Here is a 17745-nt window from a genome sequence, read left to right as displayed (position 1 = left end):
GGAGGAGGTGGCCGCCTGTGCGGTGGTTGAGCAGGCCGTGGCAGCTCGCCGGGATGGTGCTGCCGGCACTGATCATCTACAGCCTGTACTTCACCTACCCGGTGGTGTACTCGGTACTGCAGAGCTTCACCGACGCGAAGGCCTTCGGGTCCTCCACGATCGTCGGAGCAGAGAACTACACCTCAATGGTCGATGACCCGTTGTTCTGGAGTTCGCTGCGGAACACGGCGATCATCCTGGTCATCTCGCTGTGCCTGCTCCTGCCGGGCGCCTTCGGCCTGGCACTGCTGCTCGGCCGGCGGATCCGGGGCGCCGGGGTCCTGCGCACCATGGTATTCGCCCCGAACGTGGTGGCACCGATCCTGATCGGGCTGATTTGGGTGTTCATCCTGGACCCGCACCTCGGGCTACTCAACGAGCTGCTGCGCCTGGTCGGGGTGGCCGAGCCGCCGGCGTGGATCGGCGGAACCACGCTGAGTCCGTACTCGATCGGTTCGGTATACGTGTGGCAGACCGTCGGGTTCATCATGACGATCTTCTACGCCGGGCTGAAGATGCTCCCCGGTGACGTCATGGAAGCCGCTGAGCTGGACGGGGCGGCCGGCCTGAAGCGCCTGCGATACGTCACCGTCCCGATGTTGCGCGAGACCATCGGGATCACGACGGTGCTGGTGATCACCGGCTCCTTCAAGATCTTCGAGCTTGTCGTCCAGCTCACCGGCGGCGGGCCGGTGCACCTGTCCGAGACGCTCGTCAGCTACACCTACCACGTCACCTTCGGCCTGCAGAATTACGGCTACGGAATGGCCCTGGCCGTGATCACCAGTGTCTTGGGTGTGGCTGTCGCGCTCGGATACCTGGCGTTTTTGCGACGGAAGGCGACAGCAGCATGAGTACCTCGACCCGAACCCAGGTGCGTTTTCCGCACGGTGACGTGCCTCGTCGGCCCAGGGGGCGCCGTCGGGGGTGGGCTGCGGTCGTGGCATATGTGGTGACGGCGCTGCTCATCCTGCCGATGCTGTGGGTGGTGGTGCTCTCGTTCCAGACGAACGAGAACATCCTGCGCGACCCGCTCAACCTCACCGAGCTGAACCTAGCGAATTACGAGGTGGCGACGCAGACGCTGAACCTCATGCTGATGTACAAGAACACCTTCATCCTCGCCAGTGTGTCCGTGGTGGTGGGAGTGGTGTTTGCCTACATGGCCGCCTATGCGCTGACCCGGATGGAGTGGACACGGGTATGGCTGCGCAACGGTCTACGGTTCTATCTACTCGCGGGTCTGGCCATCCCGGTCTACATCCTTCTGTTCCCCGTGTACCGGCTGAACATCGAGCTCGGCCTGTTCGGCACCTACTGGGCCCTGATCCTCCCCTATATCGCCGCGCAGCTGCCATTCAACGTGCTGCTGTTCACCGGCTTCTTGGCGGACTTCCCGGTAGAGGTCGAGGAGGCCGCGGTGATCGACGGCGCACGGTTGCGGACGCTGGCCTGGCAGATCGTGTTCCCGCTGATGCGGCCCGTGGTGGCCACGCTGCTGATCTTCAACATCATCTACGTGTGGAACGAGTACCCGTTCGCGGTCACGCTGATCAACGATCCGGCGATGACCACGATCTCCCTCGGGGTGGCGCAGTTCCAAGGGTTCTGGTCGGTGGACTACGGGGCCATGATGGCCTCGGCCACCCTGGTCCTGCTGCCACAGCTCCTCCTCTACGCTGTCTTTCAGCGCCACGTCGTCGCAGGGATGACGTTCGGTGCGGTCAAGGGCTGAGTGATGGTGGACGCAGGAGAGACTCCGGTCGCGAACCGGCCTCCGGACGGGGGGCGGGCCACGATCGTCGATGTCGCGCGCGCCGCCGGCGTTTCGACCTCCACCGTCTCGCATGTGGTGAACGGGACGCGGCGCGTCACCGAGGCCACGCGACGGAAGGTGCAGAAGGCGCTCGACGCCACGGGGTACACCCAGGATGCCTCGGCCCGGGCGATGCGGCGCTCGCGGACCGATTCGATCGGTCTGGTGGTCTCCGACAGCGGTGAACCGGCCTTCCGTGACATGGTCACCGGCATCGAGGCGGTGGCGAGCGAGGAAGGTTTCGTGCTGCTGCTCGCGGACTCCGGGGAAGATCCGCAGGCCGAGCTCCGTGCGGTCCAGGTGCTGCAGTCCCGCCGGGTGGATGCTCTGATCCTCGCGCGAGCGAGTGGCAGTGTGCCGGCGGCGGTTGATCGGCCGCGTGAATTGGGCACGCCGGTGGTGCTGATGGACCGGTTGGACGGCGTTGGGGTGGATCAGGTGGGGGTGGAGGGTGCCTCCGCCACCCGCACCCTGGTGGCGCATCTGATCGACCAGGGCCACCGGCGGATAGGGATCGTCGCCGGAGACCTGGCGGTTGCGACCTTGCGGGAGCGGCTCGAGGGTTACCGGTCGGCGCTCGCGGCGGCCGGGATCGAGGTGGACACCGAGCTGGTATGGGAGGGTGACGGGAGCGCGGAGGACGCGAGGCGGCTGGTCTCTGACCGGATGGCTCGAGCGGACCGGCCCACTGCCCTGCTCACCGCGAGCTCACCGATGACCGTGGGGGCGCTGCGGGCGCTGGATGACCAGGGACTCTCGGTGCCCGAGGACGTGGCGATGGTCGCCTTCGACACGCTCCCGAATGCCGACCTGATGCGGACCTCGCTGACGGCGGCCGGACAGCCGGCCGTCTCGGTGGGCCGGGAGGCCATGGGGCTGGTACTGCGCCGGTTGCGGCAGCCGGACGCCCCACCGCTCACCGTGCGCCTGAACGCCGAGATCGAACACGGTGCCTCGTGCGGGTGCGGGAGGCCGGAAGGGTCCCTGGGCGGGTGAGGCCAGCCGTGCTGTGCAGCGATCGGAATGCACCTCACACTCTGTCACCTCAAGAATGCTCAACGACGGCGTCCCTGGCACCACGGTAGGCACGCGGCTCGGGCCCCGCAACGACGACATGGCCTCCCTCCGGGACGAGTGCCCTCATGGCCGTCCATCTGCTCGGGCAACGGCGGTCACGTTACGCCTTGATCACGGGCTTGCGTCAACACGATTGACCTTTCTACGGTCACGGCAAACGTTTGACGAAGGAGACATCGTGCTGACACTCAGGGACATCGCCGACCAAGTCGGCGTCTCGCCATCTGCTGTGTCTCTTGTCCTCAACGACCGTGACAGCGGCCGGGTGAACTCTGCCGTCGCCGAGCGGATTCGCGCCGTGGCAGCCGAGCTCGGATATGTGCCGAACATGCTTGCGCGAGGGTTGCGCACGAAGCAGTCCCAGACCCTCGGACTTCTCGCGGACGGTCTCGCCAGCAGCCCGTTCAGTGGGGAGATGCTCAGCGGTGCCCAAGAGGCAGCCTGGGCCGAGGGCTATCTCCTGATGGCCATCGACGTCGACCACCACGCCGTGATGCAGCCACCAGCGGTACGGGCACTCATGCAGCGCAACATCGAGGCCTTGATCATCGCCGCAGACTTCCACCGTGAGGTCCAGATGCCGTTCGCCCCGCGCAGCCTTCCGGTGGTGCTCCTGGACGCCAAGCCGCCCGCGGACTCCGATCCTGATCATCCCGTTGACTCGGTGGTGCCGGACGAGGACGGCGGGGCCTACGCGGCTGTTCATCATCTGATCGAGGTCGGTCATCGAAGGATCGGATTCCTCGGCGTGACCGATCCGCGCTTCGTGGCCGCCGATCAACGGCGAGCCGGGTACCGCCGTGCTCTCCAAGAGGCGGGACTTGCGCCGGATCCTGCACTCGAGCGATACGCACCGGGCCCGTCGACCCTCGAGGGCGCCGCGGCCGCGGGGGAATTGGTGGATCGGCCCGATCGGCCGACGGCGGTCTTCTGCTTTTCGGACTCGCTCGCTATGGCCTGCTACCAGGTGGCGAACCGGCTCGGCTTGGCTGTTCCTCACCAGCTCTCTGTGGTCGGGTTCGACAACCAGAAGGCGGTAGCAGACGCCCTCGATCCGGGCCTGACCACGATCCAGCTGCCGCATCGACCGATGGGCGCGTGGGCCGCCGCCGCTGCCATTCGCCGGATGTCTGACTCCGGGCCGGTTGACGGAGTCGAGTACCTCATGCCATGCCCACTCGTGGAACGAGGATCGGTGGCTACTGCGTCGCCCGCCCCCTGACCCGCCCAAGACCCCCACAGCGAACCACACCCGAGCCGGACCCACCGGTTCGGTCGATACCCCACACCCAATGGAGGGAACATCACCATGTCCACTCATTCACGCTTCGTCCGCGTCGCGATCGCTGCAGTCGCCGCGGCGTCCATGACGGCCGTCGCCGCGTGCTCCGGCGGATCCGCGGAGGAAACGGATCGCACCTTCACCGTTCTGCAGTACGAGGACCCCAACTCCGCTCAAGGCCAGGGCTGGGCTCTTGCCATGGAGCTCTTCCAGGAGATGCATCCGGACGTCACCATCGACTACCAGACCACCAGCTTCGACGCCATGCGACAGAACGCGACGATCACCCTGGGCGGCAACGACGTGCCCGACGTGGTCGAGTTCAACAAGGGCAACGCCGACGGTGGCCAGCTCGCCTCCCAGGGTCTGCTCCTGCCTCTCACCGACGAGGTGGCTGCCCGGGGCTGGGACGAAGTGATCACCGGCTCGATGGCGTCCTTCGCCCAGTATGACGAGAACGGCAACGCCGGCGCCGGCGAGTGGTATGGCATTCCGAACATCGGCGAGTACGTCACCTTGTACTACAACGCCGACATCTTCGCCGAGGCCGGGATCGAGGTGCCGCAGAGCCTGGACGAGCTCGAGGCTGCGATGGTCGCGCTCCAGGATGCCGGGCACACCCCGATCGCCAGCTCGGCCTCCACCAGCCAGGGCTTCAACCAGATGTGGATCTGGTACAGCCTCGTCTCGGCGCTCGCCGACCGTGAGCAGATCGACGACTTCATGTTCCTGCGTGAGGATGTGGATTTCTCCAGCGGGCCGTGGGCCGAGGGAACCTCGATCTTTGAGGAGTGGACCGAGGCCGGCTACCTCGGTGCGGACCTCGGCGGCTTGAGCTACGAACAGGCCCAGGTGAGCTTCCTCGGCGGTGAGGCCGCAATGTACATGTGGAACCAGGGCGCCTTCGACCGGATTCGCACCGACGCCGACTTTGAGTGGGGCTACTTCACGATGCCGGGAGCGCAGCACGTGATGGGCTCCTCCGGACACCTCTGGGGCATCCCTGCCAACGCCGAGAACGTCGACCTCGCCTACGACTGGATCGACATCACCCTCTCGGACGAGGTGCAGAACCTCATCGGCGAGAACGGCGGGCTGCCCCTCGCCGGCGACACGTCGCAGATCTCCGACGACCTGGTCCGCGAGTACACCGCCGGATTCGACCAGCTCGCGGTCGAGGACAGGTTGAGCTTCTACCCGGACTACCCGGTGCCGGGGTTCCTCGACTTCATCCAGACCCACATGCAGACCATCTCCAACGGGAATGAGACAGCCGACGAGTACCTCGCGGCGCTCCAGGAGTTCTACGACGACGGCCGTGAGTTCACCTCAGGTGGCTGACGTGCGTAGACGCATCGACCTCGGATACGGGTGGTACCTCGCCCCCGCTCTGCTGCTGTTCGCCGCCGTGATCGTGCTGCCGTTCGTTGCCAACGTGGCGATCAGCCTGCACCGCTGGCGCGGCGGCCAGTCCGAGATGCGGTGGGTGGGCCTGGAGAACTATCGCCGGCTGCTCGCCGATGGCGCCTTCTGGGACTCCTTCGGCAACTCCCTTGCGATGATCGTGGCCGTCACGGTGATCCCCACGATCATCGGCGTGGTCCTCGCCGCTGTGCTCTTCGACCATCTGGCGAGGAAGTTCGGACCGACGGCCATCGCCGTGCTGCGCGGGAGCTACTACCTGCCGCAGATCCTCCCGATCGCCGTGGCCGGGTTCATCTGGAGCTGGATCCTGGCCAGTCGGGACGGCTCCCTGAACGTCCTTCTCCGCACGGTCGGCGTGACGGAAGCACCCGATTGGCTGGGTGATCCTGACCTGGCGCTGTACGCCGTCATGCTGGTGCTGGTCTGGTTGCAGATCGGCTATCCGACGGTGATCTTCATGGCAGCGTTGGAACGGATCGACCCGTCGCTGCATGAGGCGGCCGCACTGGACGGCGCCGGGTGGTTCCGCCGGTTCGGGGCGATCACCCTGCCGCAGATCCGGCCCGAAGGCTTCGTGGTGACCCTCACCGCCACAGTGGCGGCACTGAAGGTATTCGCCCCGATCCTCATCCTCACCGCCGGCGGGCCGGAGGGATCGACCGTGGTGCCTTCCTACTACGCCTACCGGAACTTCTTCGAGCTCTCCCGGGTGGGGTACGGCGCGACCATCTCGACCGTCATGGCTGCGGTGATCTTCGTCGTCGCGCTCGGGCTGCTGCTCTGGCAACGGCACGCTGACAGACAGGAGGCGGGCTGATGGCAGCGATCGGAACGTCCCGCCGGGATGTGCGCGACTACTTGGTGCTTGCCGGCGCCATCGCCGTGGCCCTGCTCATGCTCAGCCCGTTCACCCTGCTGGTGCTGAACGCATTCAAGACGACGGCGGACTACTCCACGCGCGGTCCGCTCGCCTGGCCGGCCGAGTTCACCCTGGATGCGTTCGCCGGATACCTGGGCCGGGTCGATTTCCTCGTGGCGCTCGGCAACTCCGTGGTCATCTCCACAGTGGTCGCCTTCGGCGGGGTGGTGTTCGCCCTCCTCGCCTCGTACGGGATCGGCGTGGGCCGGGTGAAGGGTTCTACGGCGATCGTTGCCCTGCTGCTGGTGGCGACCATGCTGCCGCATGAGGCGTTGATCTATCCGTTGTTCTACGGCGCGCAGGCCACCGGGACGCTCAACACGATCTGGTCGGTGATCATCGTGTTCACGGTGTTCCAGACCGCGTTCGGCACCTACATCCTCTCCAGCGTGATGGGCACGGTGCCGAAGGAACTGCGGGAGGCGGCCGCCATCGACGGCGCCACCCGGTTCCAGATCCTGTGGAAGGTGATCACCCCGGTGCTGCGGCCCACGCTCTCGGTGCTCGTGGTGTTCTTCTTCATCTGGACGTGGAACGAGTTCTACATCCCGCTGGTGCTGCTCGGTGACCCGTCCTCGCAGACGGTGCCGATCGCCCTGTCCACACTGCGTGGGCAGCACACCATCGACATCACGGTGATCAACGCCGGGTCGCTGCTCTCGCTGCTGCCCACGCTGATCTTCTTCTTCATCTTCCAGCGCACCCTCAGCCGCGGCGTGACCGCTGGTGCGATCAAATGAGCGACAAGGAGCTGTCTGTGTTCTCGTGGAACCACGTCACCACCCCGCCACGTGGGGTCCGGTCCCACTCCATCAATGCTGAGAACCCCACCGGCGCGCCTGGGCAGGCGGCGCAGGCCGCGTCGGCTCTCGGGCCCGGCCGGAAGGGGAGCCCGGCTTTCGACCTTCCCGCGGGGGAGACCGCCGTACTCGCCGACATCGCCGGGCCAGGCGTGATCCGGCACATCTGGATCACCGTGCCGGACCGGACCGCTGCCGGTCCGTTCGTGCTGCGGGATCTAGTGCTGCGGTTCACCTGGGACGGCAGGGACGTCCCAGCTGTGGAGGTACCGCTCGGTGACTTCTTCTGTAATGGGTTCGCCGCCCGCGCGCTCGTGACCTCCGAGCCGATCGTGGTGGCGCCCACCGGAGGGATGAACAGCTACTTCCCGATGCCGTTCCGATCGCGGGCTCGGATCGAGCTCGTGAACGAGCACGGCGGCGTGGTGCCGGGGGTCTTCTACCAGGTGGACTACACCACGGGGGACGAGGTGGGGGACGACGCCGGCTACTTCCATGCTCAGTGGCGCCGATCGAACGGCACCACGCCCCTCGGTGAGGACCATGTGATCCTCGACGGCGTCCATGGCACTGGCACCTACGTGGGCACCTTCGTCGGGCTCACCTCGCTGCACCGCTACTGGTGGGGCGAGGGAGAGGTGAAGTTCTACCTGGACGGCGATCGGGAGCTGCCCTCGCTGTGCAGCACCGGCCTGGAGGACTATGCCGGCGGTGCGTGGGCATTCCAGGACGAGCTGCGCCGGTCCAGCGAACCGGAGATCGTGACCTTCTCGGCGCCCTACCACGGGTACCCCCAGCACGCGCACCGGGACTCCTCGAAGGCGTCGGACTTCTCCACCGAGGCGCTGCCGATGCACGGGCTGTACCGGTGGCATCTGCCGGACCCGATCTACTTCGCTGAACAGATCCGGGTGACGCTGCAGCAGATCGGGGCCTGGGACTTCGGGCTGTTCGAGCGCAGCGACGACGTGGCGACGGTCGCGTACTGGTACCAGATCGGCGAGCCTGGCGTCCGTCCGCTGCCTGGTGCTCGTGACCGCTCGCCGCGGTAGGACTGCACACCAGATCGCTGGACCTCTGTTCAGCGGGCGCTTCCTCTGGTTAGGTGAACCTCACCGGTGCGAACGAGATGCCGGTGGACCACTGCTGATCCACGAAGGGGACCCGATGAAGAAGTCCGTTGCTGGGGCGCTGACGACCACCGCCCTGATTGTTTCCACTGCCCTGCTCACTGCCGCGCCCGCGAGCGCCGCACTGACCACGCGGTGCGTGGGCGAGGGTGGAGCCGTCACCGTTCCCGGGGATCTCGTGGTCCCCGCAGGGCAGGCGTGCGTGCTCACCGGAACAACCGTGACCGGAGATGTGCGCGTGGCACCGGGTGCCGATCTGATTGCCGATCAGGTCACGGTCGAGGGCCGGATCGTCGGTGCCGCGGATGCCTATGTTGAGCTCGTCGATAGCAGCGTCGCGGGCGAACTGGTGCTCCGGGATGCGTTCGGCGGACTTGTTGAGGACAGTGCCGTGCAGGGTCGGGTCCTGGTTCGTCAGACCGACGCTGCCGCCGCGACCTTTGCTGTGGTGATCGGCGCGGACCTGAGTGGGGACCTGGTGGCCCGCGGGGGCGAGGTGTTCGTGGACCAGTCCGAGATCACGGGCTCGGTGAATTCGCGTGACTCGCGCTACACCGATCTGTACGCAAGCTTCGTTGACGGCGACGTGCGCGTGTTGGGCACCTCCGAGGGCAGCCTGATGTGCCAGACCACCGTGCAGGGCGTCGGCGTTCTGCGGGACAACACCGGCCTCGTGCAGGTCGGCTCCGACGGTCCGGCATACCCGTGTGCGGGCGGCTCCTACTGGGGTGGCAACGTCACCGCCGCCGGCAACACCGGAGGTGTCTACGTCAATGACGTGATCGTGAACGGGCGGCTCAGCCTGCAGCAGAACAGTCCAGTCGCGCAGGTGGGCGCGGCGATCTCGGTGCGTGAGGGGATCGTGGGCGACTACGCGGAGTGGAACGACGCGTCGGCGTTGGAGCGCGGTGCACGCGGTGCTCAGCAGGAGCAGTCCCCGCGGGTGGACGCTCTCCAGGACCGGATCGACGAGCGCAAGCAGCAGGCCCAGACGGACGCTGACCGGGCCGGGGCAGCTGATATCGGCTGATCTGACATCGCGCGGGTGGCTTGCACACCCTCATCGGGGTGCGAGCCACCTTCGTGCGGTGATCCTCCGATCAGCTGGCACGCTGGTCACTGTGCCGCCGGTGTGAGGATCACAACGTCAGTGGGAGTGCTCCGGCCCGCGGCGAGCCCGTCCAGGCCCGGCACAAGAGCGCCCCACTGCGCCCAGAGTCGCTCGCGTTCGCCACCTGCTGCGCGGTGTGCGACCACGGCCCGGGTTGATCCGTCGGGCAGGGTGATGGTGGCTTCCGGCAAGGCGCGGAGGTTGAACCACCACGCCGGGTGCCCTTCACCCCAGCCGTTCATGGCGAGTGTGTGCAGCCGATCCCCATCAGTCAGATAGCCGACGATCACCGTCCGTGCTTGCCCGGACCGGCGCCCGAGGGTGGTCAGTGCCAGGGCGCCCCAGGCGTTGCGTTGCCCTGGTTCCCACAGGCCGCGGCCCGGGCCGCGGCGTGCGATCGCGCGGTGCACTTTCCACGCGGTTTGCACGAACCAGCGTGGCGGGACGAAGGGTTTGCTGGGCATCGGGACGGCTCCGGCGGGTAGGTGTCGCCTCGATCATGCCAACGACGGCGGCCCTTGCGCATCGGCCGAAAGGCCGATCTGGTCGGTGGAGGCGGAGACGTATCGAGTCACTCGCCCCACAGCGCGAGTGTACGACGCAGACGCCGCCATCGCGTCAGTACGTCTCCTGACAATGTGAGAAGAAATCGACCGCGGTCGGCGTCGTCGTCAACCTGACGCCGCGGCGAGTCCCAGCTGGCCGGGTAGTCGCCCGTCGCGCACGGATGACACCGTTGACCGGCGTGGGGTGCACCTGCATCCGTACGATGACCGGATGCGACTCGGCGTTCTCGACATAGGTTCGAACACCATCCACCTGCTCGTCTTCGACGTCGTTCGCGGCGCCCGGCCGATCCCGGAGGTGGACGAGCGCGTCTCGATGAGGCTGATGCGCTACCTCTCCGACGATGGCGAGATCGTGGGGGAGGGACGGGCCGCCCTGGTGGAAGCCGTGGACGGATTGATGGATGTCACCCGCACCCACGCAGTGGACGAGACGTTGGTGATCGTCACCTCTGCCATCCGGGAAGCGACCAATGGCGAGGAGATTCTCAGTGAGATCCGCTCCCGGCTGGACGGCGATCTCCAAGTGCTCTCCGGAGCCGAGGAGGCCGAGTTGACGTTCCTCGCCGCCCGCCGCTGGTACGGCTGGGGTGCCGGACAACTCCTCGTGCTCGACATCGGCGGAGGCTCACTCGAGGTGGCGGCGGGGATCGACGAAATTCCCGACGTCGCCGAGTCGGTCCCGCTCGGTGCCGGCCGGCTCACCCGGGCGTACCTCGAGAGCGATCCCCCCAAGAAGAAGGAGCTCAAGGCGCTGCGCTCAGCCGTGCGCAGTCAGCTCAGACCGCTGGTCGCTCGCGTGACAGCCCGATCCGCCCCCGACCATGTGGTGGCCACCTCGAAGACCTTCCGGTCCCTGGCTCGCCTGGCCGGGATGTCGGTCAACGGCTACGGGCCCGACGAGCGGTGGCAGATGAGCACCAGCCAGCTCGAGGACTGGGTGCCACGGCTGGCCAAGATCCCCGCCGAGCAGCGGATCGAGCTCCCCGGCGTCACGCCCGAGCGGACCTACCAGATCGTGGCCGGTGCGGTGGTGGCGGTGGAGACGCTGCGTGCCCTCGAGATCGAACGTATCGAGATCTGCCCGTGGGCGCTGCGGGAGGGGGCACTGCTGCGACGCCTCGATCACCTCTGAGCCGAATCGACGGCCATGCGTCGAGCTTGGGCAGCATACCTGCGCCAACTCGACGCATGACCGTCGCGTCGCCTCAGCGGGTGTGGCTCATCCGGCCGAGCCGCGGCGCCGTGCCACGAGGACCACGCCACCGAACAGGAGCATGATCGCCACCACGATGGCGATTCCGACCGTCGCCCCGCTCACCGGCAGCTCGTCACCGCCGGTCGACGGGCCGCCATCGGAGCCGGACCCGTCGCCATCTGCTGCGGCCTCACTCGAGGTGGAGCCGGCGGAACTGTCGTTCCCTGAGCCGACCGAGTCGTCGGAACCGTCGGACCCATCCGCAGCGGACCCAGCGTCGGTTCCATCAGAACCATCCGATCCGCCGTCGGCGCCACTGTCGGATCCATCCGATCCGCCGTCGGCGCCATCAGCCCCGGCGTCGGAACCGGCATCGGTCGCTACCACGGTCACCTCGAACGTCGCCGAGGCCACGTCCCCGACCGCCCGGGTGTGCAGTGGCGGCGCGGTCTCGGTGTAGAGCACGGTGATCTCCTGCCCGCCGAGGGTTTCCGGGTCGTACCCGGTCACGGCCAGCGCGTCGTTGTCCAACACCGTCTGCACGCCGTCGGAGTAGGACGCCGTCACCTCCAGTCCGGTCAGGTCGAGCTCCTCGCCCTGGGTGTACTCCACCCGGTCGGGGAGTGAGGTGACCTCGATCCCGGTGAGCGTCGGCTCGGCGCGTGCCACGCCCACCCAGCTCAGCATCGGCGATTGGCTGCTGGTATTGCGCAACGTCAGCGTCACCGGACCGTCTGCCTCAAGTTCGACGTCGTAGGCCAGCAGGGCGCTGGGCGATCCCGAGTCCAGGGTGACCGAGTCGACCACGTGCTCCTCGCCGTCGTAGCTGAGCACCACGTCCGCGGTGCGCGCGTTGTCCGCCCACCAGGAGTGGCTGCCGGCCGCCAGCTCATAGTCGCCGGCAGGCAGCGTGAAGGTGTAGGACAGCTGTGAGCCCTGAGCGTTCGAGGTGTACATCCCGGTGGTGGTCAGCTTGCTGTAGTCGCCGTCCACGATGCCCTTGAAGTTGACCTCCTCGGAGCCGCCGCTGTTCTGCCCGGCATGGCCCCAGGTGCCGTCGAACGGCTGGTCCGGGGTCTCGTTCACCAGCTCGGCCGAGTCCGAGATGACCTCGTATGACGGCGAGGTGTAGCCGAGTGAGCCGCCCTCGGTGCCGTTGATGTCGGCGAACGCCACCACACCGGAGGGGATCACCTCCACGAATGCGGGAATGGTTGCACCCCCGTACTGGCCGGCCACCGTAGCGCTTGCCCACGCCTCGCTGACGTTGACGTCGGCCGGCCATTCGACGGCGATCTCCCGGGTGCTCTCGTCAACTAACGTCACCGCCACCGTCTCCGGCAGCTCCGGCTGGACCCCCACCAGGGTGGCCACCCGGACGTCCTCCACGGAGACGATCTGATCCCATAACGGGGCCGAGCCCGCGCGCAACCGGTCCGCGAGCTGGGTGGCGCCCTCGGCGTCCAGGCCGTACCCGGCCGGGTCCGTCACCGCCTGCTCGGCGGAGGCGATGGCGTTCTGCAGTGCCTCCCAGCCGGCATCGGTGAAGTCGTCCGTCCGTTCGATCTGCTCGGCGGCCTCCAGCACCTCGGCCAGCTGGGTGACGTCCGCGGGAACGGAAGGGACGCCGTCGTGAATCGCCACGGCATCGACGGTGAGGGAACCGGAGAGGACCTCCAGGCTCACGGTGTGCTCGCCGTGGGCGAGCCCGCGCAGCACGTACGTCTGCTCGAACTGACCGCTGGCCTGCGTGCGGGCAGCGGGCTCGACGAGCTCACCGTCCACGCGCACCTCCAGACGGGCGGAACCGTCGTTGACGCCCAGCACGTCCAGCCCGGATCCGGTGAAGGTGTACCCCATGCGTGCGCCCGCCTCGGACGTGCGGGAGGTGGAGCGCTGGTACTCGTACATGCTGCCGCTGACGGCGTGGTTCCAGCTGCCGGAGTAGGCCAGCTGGGTGGCCGGCGGGTCGCTCAGATCGGTCATCTCGAGGTTGTCCAGGTACCCCCCGTAGTAGGGCAGATAGGACTCGACCTGCTCGATCGACAGGTTGTCGAACTGGGTGTGGTGGAAGCCGCTGGCCAGGTCAACCCACCCGGACCCGATAGGCGCCGGGTCGGTCCAGTCGACCACCTGCTCACCGTCGATCCAGCCGGTGATCTGGTCACCGGCCACCTGCAGGGACAGCTCGTGCCACTCAGCCCCGATGTCGCCGATCGAACCGGACTCGGTCACCGTGCCCATCCGCAGGAACTGCCAGCCGCCGTCTCGTTCCAGCCGGAGCACATACGGGGTGGTGTTCAGGCTCTGGGAGTTGTCGCCACCACTGGAGCGGGCGCCGACGGCGGCGTAGTTGCCGTCGGTGGTCTCCCGCTCGAAGCGCACGTCGACCGTGGCGCGGTAGTTCGTCCACCGGCGGTCCCCGATAGCGGTGATCGGGTCGCCGCCGTTCCAGGCGCCACCCACTCCGGTCGCCTCGGTGTCGACCTGCTGACGCAGCACCCACTCCTCACCGTCGAGGTAGGCCTCGAAGGCGCCGTTGCGATCCCAGGTGAACAGCGGGATCGCTCCGGTTTCGCCTCCGCGAGCCTCGACGAACGCGTCGGTCTGCGTGCTCACCTGGCCCTCGGCGGTCAGTTGCGGGATGGTGCGCTCGGTGTAGTCGAAGTCATCCGACCACAGCACGCCCTCACCGGAGTCCAGCCCAGCGTCCAGAACGGTGCGCTCGCTCTCCACCGGCAGCGGGGTGGTCCACCCCTCGTCTCCGGTCACGTCCAGGGAGGTGACGGTGGTCATCGAGAACGGGGCGATCTCGACGACGTACGCTCCGCCGTCAGGGGTGACGTCGCCAACGTGCTGCTTGTAGTGGGCGTTGAACGCCTCGCCGTCCCCGGCCGCGCGGGTCTCCCACACGGCCAGCGCGTCGCCGTCGAGTCCGAAGCCCTCGGGGTTCAGGCGGTAGGTGAGGGTCTGTTCGGAGTCGTTCACGATCACCGTGGAGAAGTCCGAACCGTCCGGGGCGGCGAGAGTGAGGTAGTTCGGTGCGCCGTTGCGGCCCACCACGGGGTTCGTCCCGGTCGCGCCGGCGGCGCTTGCCTCGGGCACGCCGCGCCAGATCCCAGCGGTGTTGTCCTCGTTCTCCCAACCGGTCACGGCGAAACTGGAGAAGTGCTGCAAAACGGCCAGGCCGCCGTCGTAGTGCATCCATCCTGACCACGGGTCGCGGGCACTGACCAGCTCCTTGAACGAGTACTGACCACCCTCGTAGAAGGATCCGATGGCGGGCTGGTAGATGAAGTGGCTCCGGCGCGAGTTCACGAAGCCCTTGACGATGGTGTTCGCCATCTCCAGGGAGCTGATGTGCCCGCCGATCCCGGTCCCCGCCACGGTCGGGTCGGCGGTGTTGTTGTTCGGCCGGAACGCGGTGTTGGAGAAGGTCGCCTGCGCCTCGCTGTTCCACACCTGCATGTCGAACTCTTCAGCGAGCCGGGTGAAGTTGCCGTTCCCGTCATCGTTGGGGCTGTAGTGGTAGGCGGCCACGTCGACCGCTTCCTGCAGAGCCGCGTCGGCCACCAGCTCGTCGCCGAAGGTCCCCACGCCCACCTCGTCGGCGATGACCACCTGAATCTGGTGGAACAGCTCGGCCTCTCCGTCGCGGAATCCGGCCAAGGCCGGGTCGTCGCTGATGTAGCCGGTGGTGTCGGTGCGCACCCGCTCGGCGTATTCCTGCGTCCAGGCCAGATCGGCGCTGTGCTCGTTCACGCCCGGGTTCACGTAGTCCACCATGTAGCCGTACTCGCGGTAGGCGGCCAGGATCGTGTTGGTGTACCAGGTGTAGATGTCGTCGTTGCTGTCCACCCAGCCGGGTTCGGTCCAGCGCAGGATGGAGACCTGCAGGTCCGGATTCACGGCGAGCGCGTCGGCGGCGAGCTGGAAGCCCGGGTGCCGGGTCACGTTCGCCGGCTCGTCCGCGGTGCGCATCGTGGCCACATCGGGGCCGGTGGAGTTGTTCCGGTCATTGCCCATCTCGATCTTGACGTGATTCATGATCGGGTGCTCACCGCCGAACAGGGTCCGGATGAGCTCGGCGTAGGCCTGCGGGTGCTCGGACTTGGAGTCGAGCAGCACGGCGCTGGTGCTGTTCGCGCTCAGAGTCCCGAAGCCCTTGAAGGTGAGTCCGTTGACGTTGTCCGCCGGGATGTCGGCGGCATCGATGGTCACCTCGACCGCATCGGACTCGTCCCCGCTCAGTGCGTCGTCGATGACTTCTTCGGCGTCACCTGCCGCGATCGCGAACCAGCTGAGGATCGGGCCCTCACCGCCGGATTGGGCATAGGAGAGCGTGAGATCGCTCGCGCCCGCGGGGATCGTGAAGGCGCTGGTGTTCTGGATCGGCTCCGCCTGGTTGGCCGAGGTGCTCAACGCGATCCGGTCGAGCGTCTGGGACTGGGCGTCACCGTCAACGGTGTAGGTCAGGGTCGGGTCCATCTGACGGAACCGGTTGTTCCCGGCGGCGTAGAACTCGTAGAAGCCGCTGGTCAGCGTGTAGGTGCCCGGATCGAGGGCGAGCCCGAAGGTGAGGTGGTCGCTGTTCGTGCGTACCCCCAGCTCGTCCTTCCCGAGCGCGGACAGGTCGGTGCCTTCGGCCGGATCGCCGCCTGGAACGGAGATCTTGTAGTCGGTGGGGTTCTCGTAGAGGTAGCCCCACGTGGGGTTCTCCGGGTCGAACGGCTGGTCCGGCGCGGTGTTGAGCAGCGTGTCCGCTGCCAGGGTTCCGACGGCGGTGAACGCCTGGGAGGTCGTCCCACCTGAGGAGTACCACCGGTCTTGCGAGTCGCCGCCGTGGCCGGCGTCGACGAAGTAGGCGAGCGGGTGCTCGGCCGGGGGAATGACCTCCACGACGGCGGTGATCGACTCGCCGTCGACCGTTCCATTCACCTCGACGGTGCTGTACGGCACGGCGAACATGTCGGCGTCGACATCCCAGCTGACGGCGTGGTCGGTAGTGCCGTCCGAGACGGTCGCGGGAAGCGAGGTCTCGGCTGCGTCATCGGCGCCCAGGTAGGCGGCCGCGGGGACCGTTTCCGGCAGTGCCGCAGCGGCAGGTGCCGCCGTCACTGCTGAGGTGGCGGCCAGGGCGCCGATCATCAGCGTCGCCATCGCGGCGTACCGCGATGGTGACGATCCGGGGCGGGAGGCTCGCCCGGTGGTGGTGCCTGGGCTGGGTGTGGACGCGCTCGACGTCGAGGGCATGGTGCTCCTTTGCTGTGCCGTGACTACGACGTGAATGAAAGCACGACGAATCGATCAGAACAAGCAAAGACGACGAATCGATCAAGAATCGATCAGTCGTGGTGTGATGCGGGCGCCGGTCGGCACCAGGTCGGACGGCCAGTCGGTCATCCTCGCTCCGAAAGAGAGATGACGACTTTTCCCCGTATGCCGTGGCCTTCGAGCGCGGCGTGCGCGTGCGCGGAACCGCTCAGAGGAAACGCACGATCGAGCACCGGTTGGATTTCGCCACGCTCGACCTGAGCGGTCAGGCGCTGAAAGTCGCGCCGCGTTGGCTTCCCTCGAAAGAACCGAATCCGTCGCGCACCGAAGACCGTGCTGGCGGCGATGCCCAGCAGGCTGCGTGCTGGCGCATTCTTATCGAAAGCGATCGAGACCATCCTTCCGCCGGGTGCCAGCAGCCGACGGAATGCGAGCAGATCGCTGCCGTGCGCATCGAAGATGACGTCATACACCCCGAGGCTCTGACACGGCGTTGTCCGGTAGTCGTGCACGACATCAGCCCCCAGTTCGCGGACGAACTCCATACTCGATGCACCTGCAAGTGCCGTGACGTGCGCCGCGCGCGCCTTCGCGAACTGCACTGCCACGCTGCCGACTCCCCCTGCCGCGCCTCGTACGAGCACACGTTGACCGCGCTGCACGCGTACTTTCTCCACGAGGCCGGTATGGACGGTCGTGCCGCCAGCGAGGAGCGTGACCGCCTCCTCTGGAGTGAGGCTATCCGGCGCCTGAGCGATCTGCATTGCTGGAACGCTCACGAATTCGGCGAGCGAGCGGGCCCCTCCGCGTTCGTCGACCGTCCCCCAGACGCGCTCGCCGATGGAGAGTCCGCCAAGATTGGCTCCGGTATCGGCGGCGACGAGGGTTCCGACGAAGTCGATTCCCAGTTGTTTCGGAAAGCGACGGCCGGTGAGCAGTCCGAGCTTTCCTGATCGAAGCAGCAGATCTGCGCCATTGACTGAGGTGGCGTCCACCTGTACGAGGACGCCTCCCGCCTGCACCTCTGGCACTGGAAGGGTCGCCACGTACAGCTCGTCCGGACCGCCGTACCGGTTGAACAGGACTGCTCGCATGGTCTCCATGACGC

Annotated in this window: 13 protein-coding genes; 10 read left to right on the top strand and 3 right to left on the bottom strand. The window is 67.2% G+C overall.

Annotated features, from left to right (window positions below):
• Positions 1-17 precede the first annotated feature (17 nt).
• The 9 genes from LQF10_RS18365 (at position 18) to LQF10_RS18325 (ending at position 9518) form a co-directional block, all read left to right on the top strand.
• Entirely contained in the window at positions 18-893 is an 876-nt protein-coding gene (locus tag LQF10_RS18365) for a carbohydrate ABC transporter permease (protein ID WP_231065287.1), read from the top strand.
• On the top strand, positions 890-1774 hold the full coding sequence (locus tag LQF10_RS18360; RefSeq protein ID WP_231065284.1) for a carbohydrate ABC transporter permease: 885 nt from the start codon (positions 890-892) through the stop codon (positions 1772-1774). Before LQF10_RS18365 ends, LQF10_RS18360 begins: the two co-directional genes overlap by 4 nt.
• 3 nt (positions 1775-1777) lie before the next feature.
• Positions 1778-2851 (top strand): LacI family DNA-binding transcriptional regulator, encoded by a 1074-nt coding sequence (locus tag LQF10_RS18355; protein ID WP_231065281.1) that lies wholly within the window; start codon positions 1778-1780, stop codon positions 2849-2851.
• 259 nt (positions 2852-3110) lie between these two features.
• Complete coding sequence (locus LQF10_RS18350; RefSeq protein ID WP_231065280.1) at positions 3111-4154, top strand: LacI family DNA-binding transcriptional regulator; 1044 nt, start codon at positions 3111-3113, stop codon at positions 4152-4154.
• A gap of 87 nt (positions 4155-4241) precedes the next feature.
• Complete coding sequence (locus LQF10_RS18345) at positions 4242-5555, top strand: ABC transporter substrate-binding protein (protein ID WP_231065278.1); 1314 nt, start codon at positions 4242-4244, stop codon at positions 5553-5555.
• A gap of 1 nt (position 5556) precedes the next feature.
• Entirely contained in the window at positions 5557-6456 is a 900-nt protein-coding gene (locus LQF10_RS18340) for a carbohydrate ABC transporter permease (protein ID WP_231065275.1), read from the top strand.
• Positions 6456-7298 carry a carbohydrate ABC transporter permease gene (locus LQF10_RS18335; protein ID WP_231065273.1) on the top strand — a complete coding sequence of 281 codons (843 nt, stop codon included), beginning with the start codon at positions 6456-6458 and terminating at the stop codon, positions 7296-7298. The genes LQF10_RS18340 and LQF10_RS18335 overlap by 1 nt, the downstream gene beginning before the upstream one ends.
• Complete coding sequence (locus LQF10_RS18330) at positions 7295-8410, top strand: glycoside hydrolase family 172 protein (RefSeq protein WP_231065271.1); 1116 nt, start codon at positions 7295-7297, stop codon at positions 8408-8410. The genes LQF10_RS18335 and LQF10_RS18330 overlap by 4 nt, the downstream gene beginning before the upstream one ends.
• Before the next feature lie 115 nt (positions 8411-8525).
• The gene (locus LQF10_RS18325) at positions 8526-9518 is read left to right on the top strand and encodes a hypothetical protein (protein ID WP_231065265.1); all 993 of its coding nucleotides are present in this window, start codon (positions 8526-8528) and stop codon (positions 9516-9518) included.
• Positions 9519-9604: 86 nt separating this feature from the next.
• Here LQF10_RS18325 and LQF10_RS18320 read toward each other — a convergent pair whose 3' ends face one another.
• A complete protein-coding gene (locus LQF10_RS18320) occupies positions 9605-10063 on the bottom strand; it encodes a nitroreductase/quinone reductase family protein (RefSeq protein ID WP_231065264.1) in 459 nt (152 codons plus the stop codon).
• 313 nt (positions 10064-10376) lie between these two features.
• Between LQF10_RS18320 and LQF10_RS18315 the strand changes: the two genes are divergently transcribed.
• Positions 10377-11300 carry a Ppx/GppA family phosphatase gene (locus tag LQF10_RS18315; protein WP_231065263.1) on the top strand — a complete coding sequence of 308 codons (924 nt, stop codon included), beginning with the start codon at positions 10377-10379 and terminating at the stop codon, positions 11298-11300.
• 87 nt (positions 11301-11387) lie between these two features.
• On the opposite strand, the gene LQF10_RS18310 is transcribed toward LQF10_RS18315, so the two are convergent.
• Together LQF10_RS18310 and LQF10_RS18305 are read right to left on the bottom strand one after the other, a co-directional pair.
• Positions 11388-16616 (bottom strand): bacterial Ig-like domain-containing protein, encoded by a 5229-nt coding sequence (locus LQF10_RS18310; protein ID WP_231065262.1) that lies wholly within the window; start codon positions 16614-16616, stop codon positions 11388-11390.
• 146 nt (positions 16617-16762) lie between these two features.
• The gene (locus LQF10_RS18305; RefSeq protein WP_231065260.1) at positions 16763-17740 is read right to left on the bottom strand and encodes an NAD(P)-dependent alcohol dehydrogenase; all 978 of its coding nucleotides are present in this window, start codon (positions 17738-17740) and stop codon (positions 16763-16765) included.
• Between the last annotated feature and the right edge of the window lie 5 nt (positions 17741-17745).

It is taken from the genome of Ruania halotolerans, from assembly GCF_021049285.1.
Lineage (GTDB): Bacteria > Actinomycetota > Actinomycetes > Actinomycetales > Beutenbergiaceae > Ruania > Ruania halotolerans.
Note: the sequence above shows the minus strand (reverse complement) of the source record. Positions and strands in the feature narration are given on the sequence as shown.